Below are 23,745 nucleotides of genomic sequence, written 5' to 3' on the forward strand. Positions count from 1 at the left end.
CGCGCGTCTCGACGCGAGTGATCGGAGCCGGGCGATGAGCGCGACGAGGGACGCCGACACCACCGGGGTCGCCTTCACCGGTGGCGCGGGCCGCCTCGCGGGCGACCTGTGGGGCGGGTCGGGCCGCGCGGCGGTCGTGCTGGCGCACGGCGGCGGCCAGACCCGGCACTCGTGGCGGCGCACGGCCGCCGACCTGCATCGCCACGGCCATACCGTCGCGACCTTCGACGCCAGGGGCCACGGCGACAGCGACTGGTCCACCGCAGCGGAGTACTCGTTCGACGATCTCACCGGCGACCTCGCCGACGTCGTCGCGCAGGTGCGGTGGCGCACCGGTGTGGGCCGACCGGTGCTGGTCGGTGCGTCGATGGGTGGGATCGCCGCCCTGCTGGCCCTGGCCGCCGATCCGGGACTGGCGGCGGCGCTGGTGCTGGTCGATGTCACACCGAAGGTCGAGCCGGACGGGGTCAGCCGGGTCCATCGCTTCGTGACCGGTGCGCCGAACGGATTCGGTGATCTCGACGAGGTGGCCCGTGCCGTCTCGGCCTACAACCCGCACCGTCGCACGCCCGCCACCCCGGACGGCCTGCGAAAGAACGTGCGCCGCGGCGCGGACGGCCGGTGGTACTGGCACTGGGATCCGGCGTTCTTCCAGGTCCGCCGCGAGGTGACGGCCCAGGGGCTGCAACGACGGCTGGAACGGGCGGCGCAGCGTATCGCAGTGCCCACCCTGCTGATTCGCGGCACGGCCTCCGATATCGCCACCGACAGTGGGGTCGCGCTGCTGCACCGGCTGATCCCGCACGCCGTGGTCGCCGATATCAGCGGCGCCGGGCACATGGTCGCCGGCGACGACAACGACGTCTTCGCGGTCGCGCTGCGGACATTCCTCGACGAGCTGTAGCGAGGAATGCCCGTGGCGTCCACCGCCCCTTCGAAAGGTTCACGCCCAATGACCACCGCTCCGGCCGAGATCCGTGCACGGATCGCCCAGCAGAAGTTCCTGCTGCCCGGCATGTACGGCGCCATCGACTTCACCCGGCGCCCGGAACGATTCACCGACGCGCCGGACGCCGAGACCGCGATCCGCGCCGAACTGGCGTCCCTGCGGCCACGACTGCTCGCCGACAGCGACCGTGTCGCCACCATCGAGGCGTACACGATGCTCGGCGATCTCGCCGCCGATGCCTACGCGGCGCTCATGCCCGAGTACGGCTTCCGGCGCCTGGTCGAGATGCTCGACCAGGCGTGCGCCGACGGGATCGGCAGCATCGAGCATCCGCCCGCCGAGCTGATCGCGCTCCTCGCGGAGATGGAGCGGATCCCCACCTGGCTCGACATGGCTCTGGTCGAGGAGGGCGCCCGGATCGAACGGAACATGACCGCGCACCTCATGCCGTTCCTGATCCGCGGGTCGTTCGTCGGCACCTTCATGAATTCCTATGCGGCGCTGCCGATGGCGATCACCGGGTCACTCGGCACCAGGACCGCCGGACGGCGGATGACGGAGACCGCGTCGTTCTTCGCCTGCACCACCCTGCCCGGCGCTTTGGCCCGGCACGGTGTCGGATTCCGGGCGGCGGCCAAGGTCCGGCTCATGCATTCGATGGTCCGGTTCAACATCCTGCGTCGCGACTGGGACGCCGCGGTGTACGGCATCCCGATCCCGCAATCGGATCAGATGCCCGCCGGACTCATTCCGACCATGCTGCTGGCCCTGCGGGTCCTCGACCGGGGCCGCGACCACTTCACCCCCGCCGAACGGGCCCAGGTCGAATTCGCCCGCTACCGTTGCTATCTGCTCGGCCTGCCCGAGGATCTGCTCCCGGCCACGCCTCGCGAGATCGTCGATGTTCTGGCCACCCGGCAGGCCACCCTGCGCCGGGCCTACGACGACACGACCTGCGGTGCGCTCGTCCGCGCGACCATGGCGGCCTACACCGAGCCTGATCGCGGTCTCGCCAGCCGGCTGCACGACCGCGTGGAACGCAGCGCCGCCAAGGTCTTCTTCGTACAGGCGGTGCTGTCCGGCAGCACCGAACGAGCCGCTGCCATGGGGATCGAGGTGACGGCCGCCGACAGACTCCGCGCGACGGTCGCCTTCGCCTACGCGGGCTGCCGTCTGGCCACGTACCGCCTGCTGCTGCGCATCCCCGCGACGAGGTCGATCGCGGACGCTCGCCTTGTGCGCAAGATCGATCGGTACCTGGCGCGGCTCGGCCACGCCGAATTCACCACCGACGCTTCGACCTACCGCGCACCCTAGGGCTCGCGGCCGTCCGGGGTAGCGACCCGGACCACGCCGGTGTGCTCGTGCACGTGATCCAATGGCCCGCACCGGACGTCGAATCGGGTGCGGATGGTGTCCAGGGACCGGCGCAGGTGCTCGCGTTCGCGGTGGTGAGTGAGGGCGAACCGGGCCATGGCCGCCATGCGACGGGGGAGGGGATACCAGCGATCGAGGTCGAGTCCGCAGTCCCGGAAGATCGCGTTCGGGACGCTGTCGTAGATGCGGCTCACGTTGTACTGGGTGAGGGTGAACAGTGCGTACGGGACAACTGTTTTCGACTTGTCGAGGAGGTCCTGGACGTCGAGTTCGTAGAGCGGAGTGTCGGAGATCCGGTCCAGGAACATCAGGTGGGTCAGGAAATACGCGATCATTGTGGTCAGGTAGAGCGTGGCCGAGCGCGGCTGGATGGACAGGACGGCGCCGTCGTTCGACATGTACGGCTCGTAGGGATACTCGTGGCGCATGACGTAACCGGTGCAGTTCACCACCCAGCTGCCGGGCTGGATGGACGTGGACGTGCCGCCGCGGAAGACGAGGCGGGTGTCGTCGCCGTCGTCGACGGCGTCCACGAGATAGTCCATGACCACCGTGCGCAATCCCGCGGCGATCGTCGCCGCTTCGGCTTCCGACAGGATGCCCAGCAGGAAATTTCCGGCCTCGGGTGTCACCGCGGTGCCGAACGTCGTGCGATGCCAGTCCCAGACGGCGGCCTCGTTACTGCCGTCGAATCGCCGGTTGACCTCGCGGAGCAGAGCGCTGGGCAGCGCACCGCCCCACCATCGCCGGGTGCCCCCGGGGAAGAACTTCTCGCGGCTGTGGAAGAAGGTGCCCCTACCGGCGACCAGATTCACCTCGCGACCGGGCTGTGCGGTGACCAGTTCGTAGGCGGTGTCCATGGCGGTCTTGCCGCCGCCGATGATCCAGACGGGATCGGCACTGGCGCGCAGGCCGTCGCCGCGCAGATCGCAGTCATCGGGTGACACCGACCTGACCCGCGTGCTGGACAGGGTGAGCGGTGTGTTCGGGGCGATGCGGAAGCCGTAGGCCTTGATCAGCCGCCGCGTGTCGATCACGACCGAGCGGCCGTCCGCGGACTCGCAGGTGATCCGGACGGTGCCCGCCGACTCGTCCTGCGCGGTCATCGTCCAGCCGAAGAGCTCGTCGACGTGCACGCGCTGCTCGATCTCGGCCAGGCAGTGTTCGAGATGGTCGAGCACCTCGTCCTTGGTCGCCAGATAGGAACGGTCCTGACCGAGGGTCCACGGGATGTCGCCCGCGGTGAACATGCCGTGCGGCTGATGCAAGCGCACGTACGGATAGGTGTCGGTCCACATGCCGCCCACCCGTTTCCGACTGTCGACCAGCACGACACGGTGGTCGCGGCTCAGATAGCGACTCGCGACATACAGCGCGTTGAGCCCGGCGGCGCCCGCACCGACGACGCACACATCGCACGTCATCGTCGCGGCGTCCGCCGCCGCTTCGCCGGAGTGTTCGCTGCGGGGAGACATGCTCTGCTCCCTCCTTCGAGGTGGACGCGATTCCGTCCGATGGGGCAATTGTCCGGCAAACCGGTGCGGTCGAACAGAGTAGTGCGTTACCCGGTCGTGGGTGACAGCCGTCATAGCCGCCCCCTACCGCGGAAGCGCTATCTTGTTAGTGACTAACAAGTGGTAGTCACTAACAGATTCGTGCACGCGGTGGTCGGCGGACGGCCCGGGAGTGGAGGAAGTGCGATGGCGTCATGGTTGTACCGGCTCGGCCGGTACTCGTTCCGGCACAAATGGCAGGTGATCGCCGCCTGGCTGATCGCCGCGACGGCGGTGGCCGGGCTGGTCGGTGCGCTGAACCCGAAGTTCGCCAAGGACTTCGACCTGCCCGGAACGGACTCCGGCACGGCGACGAGCCAGGTGGAGAAGTACTTCCCCGAGGTCATGGAGCAGCAGATGAAGGCCTCGACGAGTGTGCTCGTCGCGGCCGAGGACGGGATCGCGAACCACACGGCGCAGATCGACGCCCTGGTGGCGGACCTGCGGACCCTGCCCGAGCTGACCGATCCGGCCACTGTCGTCGACCCGGTGCTGGTCGCCCAGGTCGAGCCCGCGCTGGCGGCGTCGGTGCTGGGCGACAACGGCAAAGTCGGCCTCATCCAGGTCCGCCAGAACATCGACGTACTGGATCTGAAGTCGGATCAGAAACACGAACTCCAGGACATCCTCGACCGGCACAACGGTGACGGACTGCAGGTGGAGGCCACCGGCTCGCTGATGCAGATCATGGAGGAACCGGGCAAGGCGGAGCTGATCGGTTTCGCGCTCGCCTTCGTGGTGATGATCGTGGCCTTCGGTGCGCTGGTCGCCGCGTTCATCCCGCTGGTCACCGGCGTGGTCGGGGTGTTGATCACGATCCTGCTGGTGACCCTGAGCTCGGAGTTCATCAGCGTCAACCAGAGCGCGACCGGCATCGTCACGATGCTGGGCATAGCGGTGTCGATCGACTACGCGCTGTTCATCGTGTCGCGATATCGTAGTGAGCTGGCCCGTGGCGGCGTCCCCGCCGACGCCGCCGGGCGCGCGGTCGGCACGGCCGGCTCTGCGGTCGTCTTCGCCGGGCTGACCGTGATCATCGCCGTCGTCGCGCTGACGGTGATCGGTATCCCGCTGATCACCCAGATGGGCATCGGCGCCGCGGTCGCGGTGGCCATCGCGGTGCTGGCCGCGCTGACGCTGATCCCGGCGATCCTCGGTGCGGTGGGCCGTTTCGCGTTCACGCCGCGGATCCCGTGGATCAAGCACGCCGAGCAGTCGGAGACCGCGGAGACCACCGGGGTGAAGTTCGGGCGGATGGTGGTCCGCAGGCCGCTGCCGTTCGTCTTCGCGGGCTTGGCGGTGCTGGTGCTGGCGGCGCTGCCGATGAGCAAGCTCGAACTGGCGATGACGATGAACACCCCGGACGAGGCGCGTGCGATGACGTTGCTGCAGCGCGGTTTCGGCCAGGGCATCAACGGCCCGCTGCTGGTCACGGTTCACCACGACGACGGTGACGTGCGCACGGCGGCCGACGCGAGCGTGGCCTACATCAAGACCCTGCCCGATGTCGCCAATGTCGACACGCTGACCTGGACCGGCAACGGCGCCGCGCAGCCGAACCTGGACGCGGACACCGCGCTGATCATGGTGATCCCCACCAGCGCGCCCGCGGATCAGGCGACGCACGATCTGATGGAGCGGATCCGCGACTACGCACCGGCCGCCGAGCGGGTGGGCGCGGAACTACATGTCGGCGGCCAGACCGCGATCGTGTCGGACCTGTCGGCCAAACTCGACCGCGCGCTGCTGCCGTATCTGGTCGTGGTCGTCGGCCTGGCGTTCCTGATCATGATCGCGGTGTTCCGGTCGATCTGGGTTCCGCTGATCGGCACCCTCGGCTTCGTCTTCTCGGTCCTGGCGACCTTCGGCGCCACCGTCGCCATCTTCCAGGAGGGCGCGCTCGGCCTCATCGACAACACCCAGCCGATCGTGTCGTTCCTGCCGATCTTCCTGATCGGGGTGGTGTTCGGCCTCGCGATGGACTATCAGGTGTTCCTGATGACACGCATGCGGGAGGAGTACATCCACGGCATGTCCGCCAAGGACGCCATCGTCGCCGGTTATCGGCACGGTGCGCGCGTGGTGACCTCGGCGGCGATCATCATGGTCAGCGTCTTCGCGGCGTTCATGCTCGCCCCCGACACCACGATGAAGATGCTGGGCTTCGCACTGGGCATCGCGGTGTTCTTCGATGCCTTCATCATTCGGATGATGGTGGTACCCGCCGTCGTCGCGATGCTCGGTGACCGGGCATGGGGCCTGCCGACGTGGCTCGATAGGCTCGTGCCGAACTTCGACATCGAAGGCGGCGCCGTGCGCAACCGCGGTATCCCCGCGGCGGCCGACGACGCGGCCGAACTCGTCGAAGTGAGGAGCTGACCGAGGCACCGCCGATGAAGGAGCCGAGATGACGAACGCGACGACCCCGGGCACGAGCCCGGGGCGTCGGGTCGGGCTGCGTGAGAAGCACAAGATGCGCACGCGAACCGCGATCCGCGAGGCCGCGATGCGCCTGTTCGAGCAGCAGGGGTACGCGAGCACGACGGTCGAGCAGATCGCCAAGGAAGCCGACGTCTCGCACACCACCTTCTTCCGCTACTTCGCGTCCAAGGAGCAGGTGGTCATCCACGACGACCTCGCCGACGAACGAGAAGCCGCGATCGCCGCGCTGCCACGGGGGCTCAACCACTTCGATCTGCTCCGCGCTGTTCTCCGCGAACTCTATCGACTCGCCCTCGAGGACCCGTGGACGGCCAATCCCGAGCGGATGAAGCTGATCCACGCCGAACCGGCCCTGCGGACGGCGTATCAGATCGAATCCGATCGGGCCATCTCCGAGGCCGTGGAGTTCTTCGCCGACTACCTCGGCGTCGAGCCGGACAACCCGCGGCTGCGCGTGTTCATCGCCGCTGCGGGCGGGGTGATGTTCCACATCGCCAACAGCGCCTACGAACCCGGCGACGATGTCTACCGGCTGGTACTGGAGGCGGTCGATCTGCTCGAGCAGGGGCTGCCGCTGTAATCAGTGTGAGAGTCGTCTATTTCGGCCGCGCGAGACAGCGAAATTAGAACGTGTTCTAGTAGGGTTCGGCTATGGAACGACTTACTGGATTGGATGCCAGTTTCCTCTATCTGGAGACCGATACCCAGCATCTACACGTGTGTGCCCTGCTGATTCTGGATCCGGCCGACGGGCCGTATTCGTTCGACCATCTGCGCGACGAGCTCCGCAGGCGCCTGCCCCTCATCCCGCATATGCGCCGCCGGGTCCACCCGGTGCCGTTCAACCTCGACCATCCGCTCTGGGTGGACGACCCCGAGTTCGACATCGACAACCACATCCGGCGCGTCGAGCTGCCGGAGCCGGGCGGGCAGGCCGGTCTGGCCGCGCTCATCGGCGAGGTAGCGAGTACGCCGATGGATCAGAACCGGCCGCTGTGGGAGATGTCGGTGGTGGAGGGGCTCGACGACGGCAAGGTCGCGGTGGTCTGCAAGTACCACCATTCGGCCGTCGACGGCATCACCGGCACCAACATGATGATGCACCTGTGCGATCTGGAGCCGGGGCTCAGCAGGCCGGAACCTGAACCGTGGCACCCGGAACCGGTGCCCGGCGATCTCGAGCTCATCGCGCGCGCCGCGGTCCGCTTTCCCGCCAGGGTCGGGATGCTCGGCATGGTGCCCAAGACTCTCGGCATGGTGGCGGGTTTCGCGCAACGGCGGCGGAACAACGAAGCGGGGATGGCCCTGCCGTTCTCCGCGCCGCGCACGCCGTTCAATCAGGCCGTCACCGCGACCAGGGCGGTCTCGTTCACCAAGACCGATCTCGGCGTGATCAAGGAGATCAAGGCCGCGTTCGGGGTGAAGGTGAACGATGTCGTGCTCACCGTGGTCGGTGGTGTGTTGCGCCGCTACCTGGCCGATCACGATGAGCTGCCTGATCGCTCGCTGGTCGCCTCGGTGCCGGTGTCGGTGCACGAGTCCACCCGGCACACCGAGGGAATCAACAAGGTCTCGACGCTGTTCTGCCGGCTCGGCACCGATATCGCCGATCCGGTCGAGCGGCTGGAGATGCTGGCCGTCGCCAACCGGGACGCCAAGGCCGAGCACGATCTGATCGGTGCCGACTTCCTCCAGGACTGGTCGAAGTACGCCCCGCCCAACACCTTCCGCCTCGCCTCGCGTGTCTATTCGTCGCTGAAGCTGGCTGAACGGCATCCGGTGGTGCACAACCTGGTGGTCTCGAACGTGCCCGGTCCGCCGATGCCGCTGTACTTCCTCGGTGTCCGGGTGGACGGCATGTATCCGTTCGGGCCGGTCTTCCACGGCGCCGGGCTCACCGTCACTGTGCTGTCGAACTGCGGCGACCTCGATTTCGGCTTCATCGCCTGTCGTGACCTGGTGCCCGATGTCGGCGCGCTGGCCGACGCGGTGCCCGCCGTGATCGACGAACTGCTGGCCGCGGCCCGCGCCAGGGGCTGATCGCCCACTCCGCATGTCCGCCCTGTTCGCCACCGGCGTCGAACAGGGTCGTCGACTACCGCCGCGCGGTCGCCGCCCGGCACGCGTCGGCCAGTACCGGCACGAACCGGTCCGGTGCGACAGCGCACGCCGCATGACCCGCCGCGACCGGATGCACGCTCGACCCGGGAATCGCGGCGGCGAGCTCGATCTGCCGATACACCGGGATCGCCCGGTCCTTGGTCGTGATGACCACCGCGGTCGGCACCCGCAATTCCGGCAGCCACGGGGTGGCGTCGAAGGTTCCGATCTCGGCCAGCACCGGCGCCAGCGCCCATCCGCTCGTACTGCGGAATTCGCCCATCGCCCACTGTCGTAGGTGCCCCGGCACCAGCGCGTCCGGCAGTTCCGGCAGCGCGCGCAGGAGCCGCCGGGCCCGGCGATACGGATAGTCACCCAGCGCCTCGGCGACGCCGGCGAAGCCGCGATGGAATGCCCGCTCACGCCACTTCTCCTGGAAGCGATACGGCGTCGCGCAGAGCACCAGCCCGGCCACCCGGTCCGGATGCCGGTGGGCGGTGAGCAGGGAGACGATGCCGCCGAGCGAATAACCGACGCAGACGAAGCGGTCCAGGCCGAGCGCGTCGGCGACCGCGACCACGTCGTCGGCGCAGTCGTCGAGCCGGAATCGGGCCGACTGGATTCCGCGCCCGTGCCAGCGCTGATCGAACAGCACCACGCGGTACCGCGCGCTCAGGGTCTCCAGTGCCGGAAACCAGTTCAGGGCCGCCGTGCAGGCGGTGCCGTGCAGCAGGATCAGGACGGGGGCGCCGACCGGTCCCGGGATGTCCACGACATAGGTCCGGCCGCGGCCGGGCAGATCGAGCATCCGTCCGCCGGGAATCTCGTCGACGGCGGGCACGACGAAAGGCCCCGTCCGCACCGATCGCGCAGGTCCCACGGCGGCCTCCTCGACATTTCTAGAACTCGTTCTAGTTCATGATGCCACAGCGGCGCGAGGACGCCGGGATCTCACCCGGCCACCCGCTCGATCGCCCGCAGCCACGCCGCGTTGTCCTCGACGAAGAAGCCGATCTCGCCCGCTCGGGTGTCGACGACCAGGTGGGTGCGGCCGCCGGTCACCGCGCCCTGGAAGACCTTCGTCTCGTGTGCGGACACGATCTCGGCCACCGGCACGTCGAAAGCCGTTCCGACGTACGGCCGGAACCGCAGCGAGGTGGCGGTGAGCGCGACGACGCCGTTGCCCTTCACGGTCGGGAATCCCGGCGCGGTCGCGCCCCGGTAGAGGGCCCGCTCCGGTCCGCGCACGACGGTGTCGCCGCGCAGGTCGCGGGTCAGCTCCTCGGTGACGCGCGCCTCGCGTCGCCGCAGCCACACGACGACCGGGATCGAGACGATCGCGAGTGCGGCGAGAATCCCGGCGACCAGGACGACGACGAACCACAGGGTGCTCATGCGGTGATCATCGTTCGCGCGGGCCGCGCTGTGAACAGGCGCGCCGCCGACCCTTCCGGCGGCGGTGGCTGCCGCGATGCCGACCTGGTGGGAAGGTGGTGCCTGCTACACCACCGACCCGGTGGGCAGCTCCATCGAGATCCCGGCCCGCCTCGACAACCATGGGAGTCATGACCCACCCACCAACCGAGCCGACCCTGGTCATCAGTGGTTCCGGCGAGCAGACCGCGGTCCTCGACGGCCTTCGCGAGCCAGCGCGCCCCCGCGGCGGGGTGCTCGCCGCCATCGCGCGGGCGCCCTTCCAGCTCCGGACCTGGAAGGAGCTCGGCTATCTGATCCTGTCGTTCGTGCTCGGCTGTGTGGCCGTGTGCTACCTGTTCTTCGGTGTCGGCGGCGGGCTGTACACGTCGATCTTCCTCGTCGGCATCCCGCTGCTGGCGCTGATCCTGCTCGGCGGCCGGGTGTGGGGACGGATCTACCGTCGGCTCGGCAGGGCGCTGCTCGATGTCCGGGTCGAGGCGCCACCGGCGTTCGTCCGCGGACCGGGCCTGATCGGCTTCCTGAAGAGCGCGTTCACCGACCGGGTGAGCTGGCGGGCCACGCTGTTCCTGCTCGCGCAGTCCGTGCTGGGTGTGGTGGTCGGCTACGTGGTGCTCGTCGTGACCGCGATGGTCGCCTTCACCGCGATCTCGCCGATTCCGTGGCTGCTGGTCGACCCGGTCCAGGTGGACGAGAACGGCATCGAGCGGCACAGTCTCGTGCAGTTCGGTTCGTTCTATGTCGACACCTGGCCCAGGGCGCTGGCCGTGTCCGGCATCGGCATCGCGCTGTGTTTCGCGGTGCCGTGGCTGATCCGCGGTGTCTGCTGGGTGCACGGGATGCTGATCACGCACCTGCTGGCCGCGACATCGCGGGACCGGCAGCTGGCCGAGCTGCGCGCGAGCAGGCGGGCCGCGGTCGACGACGCCGCCGCGACGCTGCGCCGGGTCGAGCGCGACCTGCACGACGGCACCCAGGCACGGCTGGTCACCATCGCGATGGCCCTGGGCCGGGCCGAGGAACGCCTGGCCACCGGCGGGGACCCCGGCGATCTCATCGCGGAGGCCCGCGCCGGTGCGAAGGAGGCGCTGACCGAGCTGCGCGAACTGGTCCGCGGCATCCACCCGCCCGCACTCGAACTCGGCCTCGGGCCCGCCCTGGAGACGCTCACCGCCCGCTGCGCGGTGCCGGTCGACCTGCGCGTCCACCTGCCGCGGCGGCCGAGCCCCGCGGTCGAGGCCATCGGCTATTTCTCGGTCGCCGAACTGCTCACCAACGTGGTCAAACACGCGCGGGCGACGGAGGTCACCGTCACGGTGCTGCCCGCCAGTCTGCGCTCGCTCGTGATTACCGTGCGCGACAACGGGATCGGTGGCGCGTGCCCGTCCGGGTCCGGCGCGGCGGGTGGCAGCGGGCTGGCCGGTCTCGCCGCCCGTGCCCACGCCGTCGACGGCACACTCACTGTCGACAGTCCCGCCGGTGGGCCTACCGTGGTGGCCATGGTGTTGCCGATGACGGGTCCGCGGTGAGCACGCCGGGGCCGCTGCGAGTGGTGATCGCCGAGGACAGCGCGATCCTGCGGGACGGTCTGGCCGGCCTGCTCACCGAACGCGGCCACGAGGTGGTGGCGATGGTCGGTGACGCGATGTCGCTGTCCGAGGTGGTCGGGGCGCACCGGCCCGATGTCACGGTGGTGGACGTGCGGATGCCACCCACCTTCACCGACGAGGGACTGCTTGCGGCGATCGAACTGCGCCGCGCCTACCCGGACATCGGTGTGCTCGTCTTCTCCCAATGGATCGAAACCCGGTACGCGACAGAACTTCTCGCAGCGGGCGCGGGCGGTGTCGGCTACCTGCTCAAGGATCGGGTCGCGGACGTCGCCGATTTCGTCGACGCCCTGCACCGGGTCGCGACCGGCGGCACCGCGCTCGACCCGGAGGTGGTGAAACAGCTGATGGGCGCCTCCCGGCAGCAGGACAGCCTGACCCGGCTCACGCCCCGCGAGCGCGAGGTGCTCGAACTGATGGCCCAGGGCCTGACCAACAACGCGATCGCCGCCGCCCTCACTGTCACCGAACGCGCGGTCGAGAAGCACATCGGCAACATCTTCACCAAACTCGACCTGCCACCGTCGGACACCCATCACCGCCGAGTCCTCGCGGTCCTGCGCCTGCGGGGGTGACCTGCCGGGTCAGAACCAGTTCTCGTCGGTGTCGAGGGTCGTGCGGTCCAGCGCGGCGAGCAGGTCGAGCTGGGGTGCGGTCTTGGGTAGTTCGTAGCGGAAGTAGTAGCGGGCGGCCGCGCGCTTGCCGTCGTAGAAGTCGCCGTCCTTGCCGACGGTCGCCAGTTCCTGTTCGAGCCAGATCCAGGCGAGGACGAGGTGTCCGAACGCCTCGAGGTAGACGGCGGCGTTGGCCATGGCCGCGGCCGGGTCGCCCGCGGCGAACATGGCGGCGGTGACGGTGAGCAGGCGCTGCCAGGCGGTGTCGAGGAGCTCGGCGTGCGCGCCGGGCTGTCCGCCTGCCGCGCCTGCGGCGGACACGGTGGCCGCGATGTGTTCGGTCAGCAGGAGCAACGACGCGCCGTCGTGCTGGATCACCTTGCGGCCCAGTAGATCCAGGCCCTGGATGCCGTGCGTGCCCTCGTGGATGGGATTGAGGCGGTTGTCGCGGTAGTGCTGCTCGACGTCGTATTCGCGGGTGTAGCCGTAGCCGCCGTGGACCTGGATGGCCAGATTGTTGGCTTCCAGACACCACTGCGACGGCCAGCTCTTGGCCACGCCGGTGAGGATCTCCAGCAGCCGGGTGTGCGCGCGAGCGGCCTCGGGATCGGTGTCTGTGCGCTCGAGATCGATGAGCCGGTTGCAGTACAGCAGCAGCGCCAGCGCGCCCTCGCTGTAGGCCTTCTGCGCCAGCAGCATTCGCTTGACGTCGGGGTGTTCGATGATCGGGATCTGCGCGGTGGCCGGGTCCCTGGTGGTGAGGGCACGGCCCTGGTGGCGGGTGCGCGCGTACTCGACGGACTTCAGGTAGCCGGTGTAGCCGAGCGCGGTGGCGCCGAGGCCGACGCCGAGGCGGGCCTCGTTCATCATCGTGAACATGTAGGACAGACCGCGGTGCGGCTCGCCGACGAGGTAGCCGACCGCGCCGGGCGTGCCGTCCGGCGTGTGGCGGCCCTCGCCGAAATTGAGGACGGTGTTGGTGGTGCCGCGATAGCCCATCTTGTGGTTGAGCCCGGCCAGGACGACGTCGTTGCGTTCGCCGCGTGACCCGTCCTCGGCGACGAGGAACTTCGGCACGATGAACAGCGAGATGCCCTTGGTGCCCGCGGGGCCGCCCGGGATCTTCGCCAGCACCAGATGCACGATGTTCTCGGTCAGTTCGTGATCGCCGCCGGAGATCCACATCTTGGACCCGAACAGCCGGTAGGTGCCGTCGTCCTGCGGCTCGGCGCGGGTGACGATGTCGGCCAGCGAACTCCCGGCCTGGGGTTCGGACAGGCACATGGTGCCGGTGGCGGTGCCCTCGATCATCGGGCGGACGAACCGCGCGATCTGGTCGGCGCTGCCGTGGGCCGCGATCAGATTCGCGTTGCCGATGGTCAGGAACACATAGGCGGTGGTGCCGACATTGGCGGCCTGGAACCAGCTCATACCCGCGGCCTGCACGGTCGCGGGCAGCTGCAGCCCGCCGAGCTCCTCATCCATGCTCGCGCCGACGAGGTTGGCCTTGGTGAACGCCTCGACCGCGGCGCCCACCTCCGGGATCATGGTGACCGTCGCGCCGTCGAAGGTGGGCTCGTTGCTGTCGTTGCGCTTGTTGTGCGGGGCGAAGTAGCGCGTCGCGATGTCCTCGCACAGCTCGAGGAAGCCGTCGAAGGTCTGCTTGGAGTGTTCGGCGAACCGCGGGGCCGCGGTCAGCTCCGCCACGCGCAGCCACTCGTAGAGCAGGAAGTCCAGATCCCGGCGGGAGATCAGGGTCGAGCGCACGGTCGTCCTCTCCGGGGCGGCCGTCTCGGACGGGAGCCCCTGTGCTGTCGGCACCAAGCTACCGACGATCGGTCAGTGGTTCCGGGGAACTCGCCGCGAGGATCGGCACCGCGGCGAGACCCGATGTCTCGTCGCGGTGCCTGCTCGGATCAGAACGCGGCTTCGGGGATGGTCATGGCGTCGTCGGTCAGGCTCGCCACGACCGCGCGGTCGGCGGTGAGCCGGGGCAGGACCTCGCGAGCGAAGAACGCGGCGACGGCGACCTTCCCCGCGTAGAAGTCCCGCTCGCCGGTCGTGCCGTCGAGAGCCGCGAGGGCGATCTCGGCGTTGACCAGCAGGCGCCAGCCGATGAACAGGTCGCCGACCGCCATCAGGAAGCGGACCGAACCCAGGCCGACCTTGTACAGCTCGGTCGGCTGCTCCTGGGCGCCCATCAGGTGGCCGGTCAGGGTGGCGGCCATGGTCTGGACGTCCTCGAGCGCGGTGGCGAGCAGCTTGCGCTCGCCTTTCAGTCGTTCGGTGGCGGAGTCGGCGTCGATGAACTTCTGGATCTGGCCCGCCACGTGGGCCAGGGCCACACCGCGGTCACGCGCGATCTTGCGGAAGAAGAAGTCCTGCGCCTGGATGGCGGTGGTGCCCTCGTACAGCGAGTCGATCTTCGCGTCGCGGATGTACTGCTCGATCGGGTAGTCCTGCAGGAAGCCGGAGCCACCGAAGGTCTGCAGCGAGTCGGTCAGGTACTGGTAGGCGCGCTCGGAGCCGACACCCTTGACGATCGGGAGCAGCAGATCGTTCACGCGCGCGGCCAGCTCGCCGTCGGCACCCGAGACATGCTGTGCCACTTCGGGATCCTTGTGCGCGGCGGTGAACAGGTAGACCGACCGCAGGCCCTCGGCGTAGGCCTTCTGCAGCAGCAGCGAACGACGCACGTCGGGATGGTGCAGGATCGTGACGCGCGGTGCGGTCTTGTCGGTCATCTGGGTCAGGTCGGCGCCCTGGACGCGGGTCTTGGCGTACTCCAGCGCGTTCAGGTAACCGGTCGACAGGGTCGCGATGGCCTTGGTGCCGACCATCATGCGAGCGTTCTCGATGACCTCGAACATCTGCGCGATGCCGTTGTGCGCGTCGCCGACGAGCCAGCCCTTGGCGGGCACGCCGTGGCCGCCGAAGGTGAGTTCACAGGTGGCCGAGGCCTTGATGCCCATCTTGTGCTCGACGTTGGTGACGAACACCCCGTTGCGATCACCGAGTTCGCCGGTGGCGGAGTCGAAGTGGAACTTCGGGACGAAGAACAGCGACAGGCCCTTGGTGCCGGGACCGGCGCCTTCCGGACGGGCGAGGACCAGGTGCACGATGTTGCCGAACAGGTCGTCGGAGTCGGCGGAGGTGATGAAGCGCTTGACGCCCTCGATGTGCCAGGAGCCGTCTTCCTGCGCGATCGCCTTGGTGCGGCCCGCGCCGACGTCGGAGCCCGCGTCCGGCTCGGTCAGCACCATCGTCGCGCCCCAGCCACGCTCCACGATGATCTGGGCCCAGGCGCGCTGCTGGTCGTTGCCGACGCGGTCGAGGATGTCGGCCATCACCGGACCCATGCTGTACATGTGCGCGGCGGGCTGGGCACCGAGGACGAACTCGGTGACCGCCCACTCCAGGATCGCGGGCGCGGGCACGCCGCCGATCGCCTCGGACTTGCCAAGGCGCCACCACTCCGCGTCGTACCAGGCGCGGACGGCGCGCTTGAACGAGTCCGGCAGTGACACCGTGTGCGTGGCCGGGTCGAATGTCGGGGGTGTGCGGTCGGCCTCGGCGTACGGCGCCGCGACCGGACCCTCGGCGAGCCGGGCCGCCTCACTGAGCACCGAGCGCGCGGTATCCGCGTCCATATCACCGAAAGTGCCTGCCGCGAGGACGGTTTCGAGTCCGTACACCTCGAACAGGTTGAACTCGAGGTCTCGCACGTTGCTCTTGTAATGACTCACGAACGTTGCCTTCTCGGTGGGCCGGGGACGCGACGCGTCCGGAGGGATGGGGGGCGGCGGTGCGGCTCCCGCGGCCACTGTGCGGCACGGCAGCGCGGCGGGCAACGCTAAGTGAACGGTGGCTAAAACGGGGTGCGCGGGGGCGGTGGGCCCAGTAGCTGGTAGCCGGACGTCGGCGGCCACCGGTCAACGTCCGGTGAGTGGCGTGAATCACTTTCCGGGTCGTGCGGGCTCCAGCGGGACGGCCTGAATCCGCTCGGCCACCGCGACCAGCGCCTCGACCAGATCCGGACGCCCGGCCAGCCGTGGGTTGCGGACCGCTTCGATGACCACGGTGGTGACCGCGCGGATGAGCATCCGCGCCACGGGCGGGGCCACCTCGGGACGGAGCGCCCGCAGCAAGCGCGCCCAGCGGCCGATGCCGTCCTGGCGGACCTGCCGGTACCGGCGTTCGGCGGCCGACGGCAGGTAGCGGGTCTGGCTGACCGTGATGGCGAGCAAATCGGGTTCGTCGACGCCGAACCGGGCGAAGTTGCGGGTGAGGGTCCGCAGCGTCTCCCCGGGATCACGGCCGTGCGTCAGCGCGCGGGAGACCAGCAGATGGACCCACTCGTCGTGCCTGCGCACGATCTCGTCGAGCAGTTGCGCCTTGCTGTCGAAGTGGTGGTAGACGGCCGGGCCGGTGATGCCGACGGCGGCGCCGATGTCGTCGATGCTCACGCCGGGGAAGCCGTGGTCGGTGAACAGATGCGCGGCCGCGGCGAGGATGCGTTCGCGGCGCACCGTGCGGTCGAGCCCTGGGCGATCGCTGGCCGCCCAGTGCGCGCGAACATGCGCGGCGCGCGCCCCGTTCGCCGGGAGGTCGATCGCGAGGACCTCGCGCGCGGTCGCGACGAGCACCCGCGCCGCGACCGGCGGGGGCAGCTCGAGCCGGTGGTAGGCCGGGCTCGCCGCGACCGAGAAGGCCGCCCAGCTCAGCAATTCCACGTCGGCGGCTCGCAGTTCCGGTCGTCGCGTCCGCACGGTGCGGCGCAGGTACTCCGTCAGGCGGGCGGCGCGCAGCAGCACCGCGACCCGGTCGGTGGGGTGCAGGTGCCGGAACTCGAGCTGCCACAGCCGGGGCAGACCGCGGCGGTCCAGCGCCACCTGGACCAGCTCGACGACCACCGCGTCGTCGGCGGGGGACCGTCGGTAGGCGGTCTCGAGCCGGGCCAGCGCGTCGTCCAATCCGGCGAGCAGACACTGGCCGAGGAGGTGCTGCTTGCTGTCGAAATGCCGGTAGAGGGCTCCGGGGGAGATACCCACCCTGGCGGCGACCATCGCCATCGAGGTGTCGTGATATCCGTCGTGCGCGAAGGCGTCGAACGCGGCGTCGAGGATGATCGTGCGACGGTTGCGCGGTCGCGTGCGGCGGGTGGTCACCTCGGATCTCATCCCCCTCAGTGTGCCCGCACCCGGCTCAGACCACGACGAGACCGGTCTCGGCACAGCCCTCCCGCAGTTCCCGCAGTCCGAAGGCATCGACGGGGCCGACCACACCCGCGGTGGACGAGGCGCCCTCGGCGAGGCGCGTCGCGGCCCAGGCGATGAGCTCGCCGGTGAGGTCGTAGATGCTCGGACCTTCGACATGGACCTCGGTCGCGGGGCCCGACGCCGACGACGCGACCGCGACGACATGCGTTCTGGTGCGGGCGCGTTCGGTGGCGTCGGGCCCACCGGCGGGGCCGATGACCGGGCGGGTCAGCGTATCGATCAGGGCGCGCCCACCGGGCACGCGCAGGGCGGCCGCGGTCGCCGCGGACAGCACCGTCGCCGGGCGGCTCAGGGCGGGGAACCAGCCGTTGTAGACGGTGACGTTCTCGAGCGACGGGAACGCCGCGGGCAGGTGGAGTACCTCGGTGCCCGAGACCAGGAAGGCGCGTTTGCGCTGCCCGCGGACGGTGAAGGCCCGGGTGGACGAGGCGCTGCGTTCCTCGACCAGTCGCGCGTCCCGCCAGCGGGCGGTCGGCAGCGACAAGCCGTCGCGCATGGTGGTCCGGGTGCCCTGGCTCAGGCCCCGCCACAGCGGTCCGGTGGCGAAGTAGCCGATGTCGAGCGAGCGCACCGGGCTCGGGTGGTCCGCGGCGGCGAGTGACCCGGCGAGGATTCCGGGGACGTAGTCGTAGCCGAAGGCGGGGAGCATCACCGATCCGGTCCGCCGGGCCCGGTCGTCGAGGTCGCGGTGCAGGTCCCGCACGAAACCGACCTCGCCGGTGGAATCGATGTAGTGGGCACCGGCCTCGGCGGCCGCACGGGCCACGGTGTGGCCGAACCGTTCGAACGGGCCGACCGTGGTGACGAGGACATCGCCCTGCCCGATCAGCGCGGCGACGCTCCCGGCGTCGGTGACGTCGGCGACCGCCAGATCGAGACCGCCGGACCGCTCGGCGAGTGCGTGCAGCGCGGTCCGGTCGCGGCCCGCGAGCACGGGTCGGGCACCGCGGCGCCGCAGTGCGCCGAGCACCAGGTCGCCGGTGTAGCCGGTGGCGCCGAGCAGGACGATGCGTCCGGTCATGGAATCGATTCTCCTTCGTCGAGGCGGGCGGTCGGCACCTGCCGCCGCAGGAAGTCGAGCTGATCGGTGACGACGCGTTCGAAGGCGTCGCCGCGGTAGATGTCGAAGTGCCCGTCGGGATACGTCCGGGTCTCGCCGAACGGCGCGTGGGCGGCGTAGCGCAGTGTCGGCCCGGCCGGGGCGACCGAGTCCGTCTCGCACACCGAGAACAGGATGGGGACCCGGATGTCGGCGGTGAGGCGTCCGGGCCGGTCGGTGAGGATGTCCAGCACGACCCGGGCGGCGACCTCGTTACGGAAGTCCGCGCCGGGCGGGACCAGCTCCAGATAGCCGGACTCGGCGTCGGGTGCGGTCATCAGCGCCGTGCCGCGGACAGGTCCGGCGGTGGCGATCATATGGGGCGCGCGGCCGGCGCGGGTACCGACGACATCGCGCAGCCAGGCGACGGTCGCCTTCACCGAGCTGACCGGATGGACGGCCAGAGTGGAGGCCACGCCGTCGGTGAACGGGCACTGCGCGATCGCGGCCACGAGGCCGGCCGGTCGTTGCGCGGCGGTGTAGATGACGTGACCCCCGCCGAAGGACGTGCCCCAGGCCACGATGCGGTCGCCGTCCACCTGGGGCAGCTGCCGCGCGAAAGTGAGGGCGGCGGCCCAATCGGCCCGCTGTTCGGTGGTCGAGAGCAGGTGCCGTGGTGTGCCTTCGCTGTCTCCGAAGTACCGGTAGTCGAACACCAGGCACGCGTAGCCCGCGGCCGTGAATCGTTCGGCGTAGGCGGCCAGGCCCATGGCGCGGATCGCGCCGAGGCCGTGCGCCATCACGATCACCGGCGGGCGCTCGCCCTCGGGCAGGTACAGCGTCGCGGCGCAGTATTCGCCGCCGACGGACGGGAAACGCAGATGTTCGATGCTCATCGCGCCGCCACCTCGAGCTCGCGCTGGCGGCGTGCGGGCACGGACGCGGTCGGGTAGTCGGCGCCCGACAATCCGGCGGGGCGAGCGGCTCCGCGCTGCCGCTCCAGGCGAAGATCGCGCATGTAGTCGTCGAAGTCGACCTGGATGGTGTGCCGCTTCGACGCCACGTAGCGACGTTCCAGCCCCCGCCGATGCGCGGTGATCTCCCGATCCATCGCCCGGCGGTCGGGCAGGTGGTAGACGCCGTGCAGGTGGTCGGCCACCAGGTGCGCCTGGCGTTCGGCGATCGGCATGATCGCGCCCAGCGGCTGCACCAGGCCGATGAAGTACAGGCCGGGGACATCGGGATGGAAGAGCCTGCGGTACAGGCCGATTCGATTGTCGCCGGAGGGGTCGAGGAATCCGGGGTCGAAGAACGGGAAGCTGATCTTGTAGCCGGTGCAGAACACCACCAGGTCGGCGGCGACGCGGCGGCCGTCGGCGAAGACGACCTCGTCGCCGTCGAACCGGTCGATGGTGGGCACCGGGGTGATCGCGCCGTGCGCGAGCCGGTCCAGGATGCGGCTGGACATGGTCGGATGCGCCTGGGCGAACTTGTGGTCCGGCTCCGGCAGGCCGTAGCGGGACATCGGGCCGGTCGCCGCGGCCATCAGCCGCCGGGCCAGCGGCCAGCGCAGGAACGAGGGGATCCATTCCGCCCCGCCGATCCGGTCGTAGGGACGCCCCCACACGTACTTCGGGATGACGTGGACGCCGCTGCGAGCCGAAAGATGGGTCTGCGCGGCGTGATACGAGGCGTCGACGGCGATGTCCATCGCCGAATTGCCCATGCCGAGCACGACGACGCGCTTGCCGGTCAGCTGGGCTTCGTCGGTGTAGGCGTGGGAGTGCATGATCTCCCCGCGGAATTCGCTCGCGCCGGGGAACATCGGCTCGGGCAGGCGCGGATCCCAGTGGTGGCCGTTGGCGACGAGAACCGCGTCGTAGCAGACGATCTCGCCGGTGGACAGGGTCACGTCGAAGGTGCCGTCGTTGCGCGGGGCGACATGGGTGACGCCGGTGTGGAACCGGATGCGGTCGCCGAACCGGAAGTGCGTGACGTAGTCGGCGAAGTACTGCGCGATCTGATCGTGGCGCGCGAAGTCGGGCAGGTGCGCGGGCATCGGGAAGTCGCTGAATTCCATCCGCTGCCGCGAGGTGTTGATGTGCAGCGACTTGTACGCGGCCGAGACCCCGTTGCTGTTGCCCCACACCCAGTTGCCGCCGACCCGGTCGGACAGCTCGTAACAATCCACGTCCAGGCCGCGTTCGGCCAGCACCTTCACCGCGGCGATGCCGGCCGAACCCGCGCCGATCACGCACACTCGGGCGCCCTTGGAGGGGTCGAACATGATGCACACTCCTTTGTGACCAGTGGTCATATGACCACTGGTCACTGTACGATCGAAGAGGTCACACCGTCAAGGGCCCGCGGGCAGAGGAGAGCAGTGATGCCGACAGGGACATGGGACCGGCTCGCGCCCGCCCGCCGCGCCGCCGTGGTGGCCGCCGCCGAGGCCGAGTTCGCCGCGCGGGGGTTCAGCGGCGGCAGTCTCAACACCATCTGCCGGGAGGCGGGCGTCGCCAAGGGCAGCCTGTTCCAGTACTTCGCCGACAAGGCGGATATGTATGTCTACCTGGCCGAACAGTCCAGCGAACGGATCCATGCGACCATTGATGCGGCCGCGGCGGAACTGCCGTGGGATACCGACTTCGTCGGCGCGTTCGAGAGTCTGGTGACGACCTGGGTGCGGTACTTCTACGACCACCCGCTCGAACGCGCGATGACCGCCGCGGCCAATCTCGAGCCCGATCCGGTCGCCCGCACGGCGGTCCGGGAGGCTGTCAACAAGCATTACCTGGCGGTCCTGCGTCCGCTGCTGGAACGCGCGGTCGACACCGGTGTGATCCGCCGCGACGCCGACCTCGACGCCCTGCTGGCCCTGCTCCTGCTGATGCTCCCGCATCTGGCGCTGGCGCCGCACGTCCAGGGATTGGACCCACTGCTCGGGCTGGCCGACGGCGATGCCGACCATGCGGTGCGCGTCGCGTTGAACCTGGTCACCACGGTGCTCGCGCCGTTCCGGGTCACCGATCCGGCGGTGTGAGGCCGACCGCCGGGTGATGCCCCGGTCCCTGGCGGTCCGTGCGATCGCCTACGGGTGACGGTGGATCGGGTCGACCCAGTGCACGGTTTCCGGCTTCTCGATCGGCTCGATATCGAGATTGACGACCACCGCTTCGCTGTCGCTGCGCACCAGCACGCACTCCAGGGGTTCATCGGTGCTCGCGTTGATCTCCTGGTGCGGGACATACGGCGGCACGAAGATGAAATCCCCCGGCCCGGCCTCGGCGACGAACTCCAGCCGCTCACCCCAGCGCATCCGCGCCCGCCCCCGCACCACATAGATGACACTCTCCAGCGCACCGTGATGATGCGCCCCGGTCTTGGCATCCGGATGGATCGTGACCGTCCCCGCCCAGATCTGCCGCGCCCCCACCCGCGCGGCATCGATCGCCGCAGCCCGGTCCATCCCCGGTGTCTGGGCCGTGTTCGCATCCAGCTGATCCGCCTTGATCACCCGAACACCGTTGTGCCGCCAGTCTTCCGCTGTCATATGTGCGCTCCTCCGTTTGCGGTCGGGGTCGAGCTGTTCGGCCGATGAGGCCGGGCAATGACGATTCGTTCTGCTGTCGATCAGCGTGCCAGGCCGGGTAGCGGGAGGATGCCGAGATCGGCGTCGAGCCCGCCGTCGACCACGAGGGTGGTGCCGGTGATGTAGCTCGCGGCGGGTGAGGCGAGGAACCAGATCGCCTCGGCCTGTTCGCGGGGTTCGGCGAGGCGGCCCAGGGGAATTCGGCGCTCCAGTGCGGAGAGCACGGCGTGGTCCTGGTGGACGCCGGCGGTGATGCCGGTGCGGGTGAGACCCGGTGCGATCGCGTTGATCCGGATCCCCTGTGCGGCATAGTCGAGCGCGAACGCGCGGACGAGATTGATCAACGCGCCCTTGGACGCGTTGTACGCCCAATTTCCGGTATCGCCGCGCAGACCGGCGACCGAGGCGGTGAACACCGCCGAGCCGCGGGAGTCGCGCAGGGCGGGCAGTGCGGCCCGGAGGCCGTGGACCGGGCCGAGCAGGTTCACGTCGAGAATGCGATCGGCCCGGCCCACCGCGTCCGGGGATTCCAGCGGTGGGGTACCCCCGATCCCGGCATTGAGCACGATCGTGTCGAGCCGCCCGAACCGGCTGAGCGCCGTATCGACAGCCGCCTGATTGACCGCCGCCGCGGCGATGTCTCCGGCGAGCGTCACGATGCCGTCGCCGAGATCGGCGAGCCCGCGCTCGGCGACATCCACCGCCACCACGTCATGTCCACGTTCGGCGAAGAGTTCGACTGTGGCGCGGCCTATTCCGGAAGCGGCACCGGTCACGATCGCGACGCGGTGGACGTCGGCGGGGGCGGTCACCCGATGCCACCCAGCGGACGCGACGGGAAACCACCCGCGCCGAAGCCGCGGACAGTGATCGCCGGCCGTGCCGGACCGCATCGATCGAGGAGCGCGCTGGTCACGAGACCGAAATCTAGGTGGTTGCCTGCGTTCCGTGAACGGTTGCGATCACCCGGAACCCTAGGTGCGCGGACGTGCCGGTCAGAGGGTGATCGGGTCGGCGAAGACCGCGCCGGTGCCGGTCACATCGAGAGAGTGGGTGGTGATACTGGTGTAGGGCCGAACAGTCAGTGGCCCAGCGCAATTGGTGACAACCAGGTGGAAGTCGCGGCTGTGGACATAGCCGGTCGCGTCCGGACGCAGGGCCTGCTCGCCTACGGAGATCTTGACGATCTTGCCCGGTGCGACCGACAGTTCGATGCCGAGTCCACCGGAGACGTTCGGCCCGACGCCGAGCTCGACACCCGGGTCAAGGGAGGTCAGGCCGACGTCGAGCGTGGCGTTGGCGCCCGCGTCGAATCCGAGTCGTCCCTCCAGCTTCACCTCGACATCGATATCGGCCGCGCACGCCACGAGATACCCCGCCTCGACCGTGCCCGTCCCCGGCCCGGTGACCCGCCCGTACCCGGTGATATCGAGAAATGCCTCCCGATTGGTGGGCATCCCGTTGAGCGCTCCGACCGACCGAGCGGCGACATCACCGTGCCCCACGGTGTACTCGATCCCACCCGGCGCGTCATAGGTCTTCTCGCGCGCGGGCACCGTAGCCGTCGCCGGAACCAGCACGAGCAGATGGCCGACGCTGAGCGCGGCACCGATCGCCACGCGCTTCCTGTACATGATTCTCCCGCTCTGTCTCGATCAGCCGGACGGCCGACGGCCATCGTTTCCGCTGAACCTCCAGGAACCCTGGACGATCGCTGGGAGGAGCCTGGGAGCGAGGCGAATCACAGTGTGATCGC

The 23,745-nt window shown here is 69.4% G+C and carries 20 protein-coding genes; 8 read left to right on the forward strand and 12 right to left on the reverse strand.

What is annotated here, in order from left to right; all coding sequences use genetic code 11:
- Nucleotides 1–34: 34 nt before the first annotated feature.
- Nucleotides 35–904, forward strand: a complete 870-nt coding sequence (locus tag AB0L91_RS26555; RefSeq protein WP_357349060.1) for an alpha/beta hydrolase — start codon at nt 35–37, stop codon at nt 902–904.
- A 48-nt stretch (nt 905–952) separates the two neighbouring features.
- A complete protein-coding gene (locus AB0L91_RS26560) occupies nt 953–2,266 on the forward strand; it encodes an oxygenase MpaB family protein (RefSeq protein WP_365014575.1) in 1,314 nt (437 codons plus the stop codon).
- Here AB0L91_RS26560 and AB0L91_RS26565 read toward each other — a convergent pair.
- Nucleotides 2,263–3,801 carry an FAD-dependent oxidoreductase gene (locus tag AB0L91_RS26565; protein WP_365014578.1) on the reverse strand — a complete coding sequence of 513 codons (1,539 nt, stop codon included), beginning with the start codon at nt 3,799–3,801 and terminating at the stop codon, nt 2,263–2,265. The two genes, AB0L91_RS26560 and AB0L91_RS26565, sit on opposite strands and share 4 nt — an antisense overlap.
- A 225-nt stretch (nt 3,802–4,026) precedes the next feature.
- On the opposite strand from AB0L91_RS26565, the gene AB0L91_RS26570 reads away from it, so the two are divergent.
- The 3 genes from AB0L91_RS26570 to AB0L91_RS26580 all read left to right on the forward strand — a co-directional run bounded on the left by AB0L91_RS26570 (nt 4,027) and on the right by AB0L91_RS26580 (nt 8,361).
- On the forward strand, nt 4,027–6,258 hold the full coding sequence (locus AB0L91_RS26570; RefSeq protein WP_365014580.1) for an MMPL family transporter: 2,232 nt from the start codon (nt 4,027–4,029) through the stop codon (nt 6,256–6,258).
- Nucleotides 6,259–6,286: 28 nt separating this feature from the next.
- Nucleotides 6,287–6,901, forward strand: a complete 615-nt coding sequence (locus AB0L91_RS26575) for a TetR family transcriptional regulator (RefSeq protein ID WP_365014583.1) — start codon at nt 6,287–6,289, stop codon at nt 6,899–6,901.
- A 71-nt stretch (nt 6,902–6,972) separates the two neighbouring features.
- Entirely contained in the window at nt 6,973–8,361 is a 1,389-nt protein-coding gene (locus AB0L91_RS26580) for a wax ester/triacylglycerol synthase family O-acyltransferase (protein ID WP_365014586.1), read from the forward strand.
- Nucleotides 8,362–8,416: 55 nt separating this feature from the next.
- On the opposite strand, the gene AB0L91_RS26585 is transcribed toward AB0L91_RS26580, so the two are convergent.
- Nucleotides 8,417–9,301 carry an alpha/beta hydrolase gene (locus AB0L91_RS26585; protein WP_365014589.1) on the reverse strand — a complete coding sequence of 295 codons (885 nt, stop codon included), beginning with the start codon at nt 9,299–9,301 and terminating at the stop codon, nt 8,417–8,419.
- A gap of 71 nt (nt 9,302–9,372) precedes the next feature.
- On the reverse strand, nt 9,373–9,816 hold the full coding sequence (locus tag AB0L91_RS26590; protein ID WP_365014592.1) for a hypothetical protein: 444 nt from the start codon (nt 9,814–9,816) through the stop codon (nt 9,373–9,375).
- Between the two features lie 170 nt (nt 9,817–9,986).
- On the opposite strand from AB0L91_RS26590, the gene AB0L91_RS26595 reads away from it, so the two are divergent.
- Nucleotides 9,987–11,384, forward strand: a complete 1,398-nt coding sequence (locus AB0L91_RS26595; protein WP_365014594.1) for a sensor domain-containing protein — start codon at nt 9,987–9,989, stop codon at nt 11,382–11,384.
- A gap of 14 nt (nt 11,385–11,398) precedes the next feature.
- Complete coding sequence (locus tag AB0L91_RS26600) at nt 11,399–12,040, forward strand: response regulator transcription factor (RefSeq protein WP_365015289.1); 642 nt, start codon at nt 11,399–11,401, stop codon at nt 12,038–12,040.
- A gap of 9 nt (nt 12,041–12,049) precedes the next feature.
- Here the strand turns inward: AB0L91_RS26600 and AB0L91_RS26605 are convergent, their stop codons facing one another.
- The 6 genes from AB0L91_RS26605 to AB0L91_RS26630 form a co-directional block, all read right to left on the reverse strand.
- A complete protein-coding gene (locus AB0L91_RS26605; RefSeq protein WP_365014597.1) occupies nt 12,050–13,846 on the reverse strand; it encodes an acyl-CoA dehydrogenase in 1,797 nt (598 codons plus the stop codon).
- 149 nt (nt 13,847–13,995) lie between these two features.
- The gene (locus AB0L91_RS26610) at nt 13,996–15,825 is read right to left on the reverse strand and encodes an acyl-CoA dehydrogenase (protein ID WP_365014600.1); all 1,830 of its coding nucleotides are present in this window, start codon (nt 15,823–15,825) and stop codon (nt 13,996–13,998) included.
- A 210-nt stretch (nt 15,826–16,035) separates the two neighbouring features.
- Nucleotides 16,036–17,259: a TetR/AcrR family transcriptional regulator gene (locus tag AB0L91_RS26615; RefSeq protein WP_365014603.1), complete on the reverse strand. Its 1,224-nt coding sequence runs from the start codon at nt 17,257–17,259 to the stop codon at nt 16,036–16,038.
- Between the two features lie 25 nt (nt 17,260–17,284).
- Nucleotides 17,285–18,379: a saccharopine dehydrogenase NADP-binding domain-containing protein gene (locus AB0L91_RS26620; protein WP_365014605.1), complete on the reverse strand. Its 1,095-nt coding sequence runs from the start codon at nt 18,377–18,379 to the stop codon at nt 17,285–17,287.
- Nucleotides 18,376–19,293: an alpha/beta fold hydrolase gene (locus AB0L91_RS26625; RefSeq protein WP_365014608.1), complete on the reverse strand. Its 918-nt coding sequence runs from the start codon at nt 19,291–19,293 to the stop codon at nt 18,376–18,378. The genes AB0L91_RS26620 and AB0L91_RS26625 overlap by 4 nt, the downstream gene beginning before the upstream one ends.
- On the reverse strand, nt 19,290–20,684 hold the full coding sequence (locus AB0L91_RS26630) for an NAD(P)-binding domain-containing protein (protein WP_365014611.1): 1,395 nt from the start codon (nt 20,682–20,684) through the stop codon (nt 19,290–19,292). The genes AB0L91_RS26625 and AB0L91_RS26630 overlap by 4 nt, the downstream gene beginning before the upstream one ends.
- Before the next feature lie 99 nt (nt 20,685–20,783).
- On the opposite strand from AB0L91_RS26630, the gene AB0L91_RS26635 reads away from it, so the two are divergent.
- Nucleotides 20,784–21,440, forward strand: coding sequence for a TetR/AcrR family transcriptional regulator (locus AB0L91_RS26635; protein ID WP_365014614.1), 657 nt, complete (start codon nt 20,784–20,786; stop codon nt 21,438–21,440).
- Between the two features lie 48 nt (nt 21,441–21,488).
- Here the strand turns inward: AB0L91_RS26635 and AB0L91_RS26640 are convergent, their stop codons facing one another.
- The 3 genes from AB0L91_RS26640 to AB0L91_RS26650 form a co-directional block, all read right to left on the reverse strand.
- Nucleotides 21,489–21,950: a cupin domain-containing protein gene (locus AB0L91_RS26640; RefSeq protein ID WP_365014617.1), complete on the reverse strand. Its 462-nt coding sequence runs from the start codon at nt 21,948–21,950 to the stop codon at nt 21,489–21,491.
- A gap of 80 nt (nt 21,951–22,030) precedes the next feature.
- Complete coding sequence (locus AB0L91_RS26645; protein ID WP_365014620.1) at nt 22,031–22,801, reverse strand: SDR family oxidoreductase; 771 nt, start codon at nt 22,799–22,801, stop codon at nt 22,031–22,033.
- Between the two features lie 183 nt (nt 22,802–22,984).
- Nucleotides 22,985–23,623: an MspA family porin gene (locus tag AB0L91_RS26650; RefSeq protein WP_365014622.1), complete on the reverse strand. Its 639-nt coding sequence runs from the start codon at nt 23,621–23,623 to the stop codon at nt 22,985–22,987.
- Between the last annotated feature and the right edge of the window lie 122 nt (nt 23,624–23,745).

The sequence above is a fragment of the Nocardia sp. NPDC051833 genome (genome assembly GCF_040681225.1).
GTDB lineage: Bacteria > Actinomycetota > Actinomycetes > Mycobacteriales > Mycobacteriaceae > Nocardia.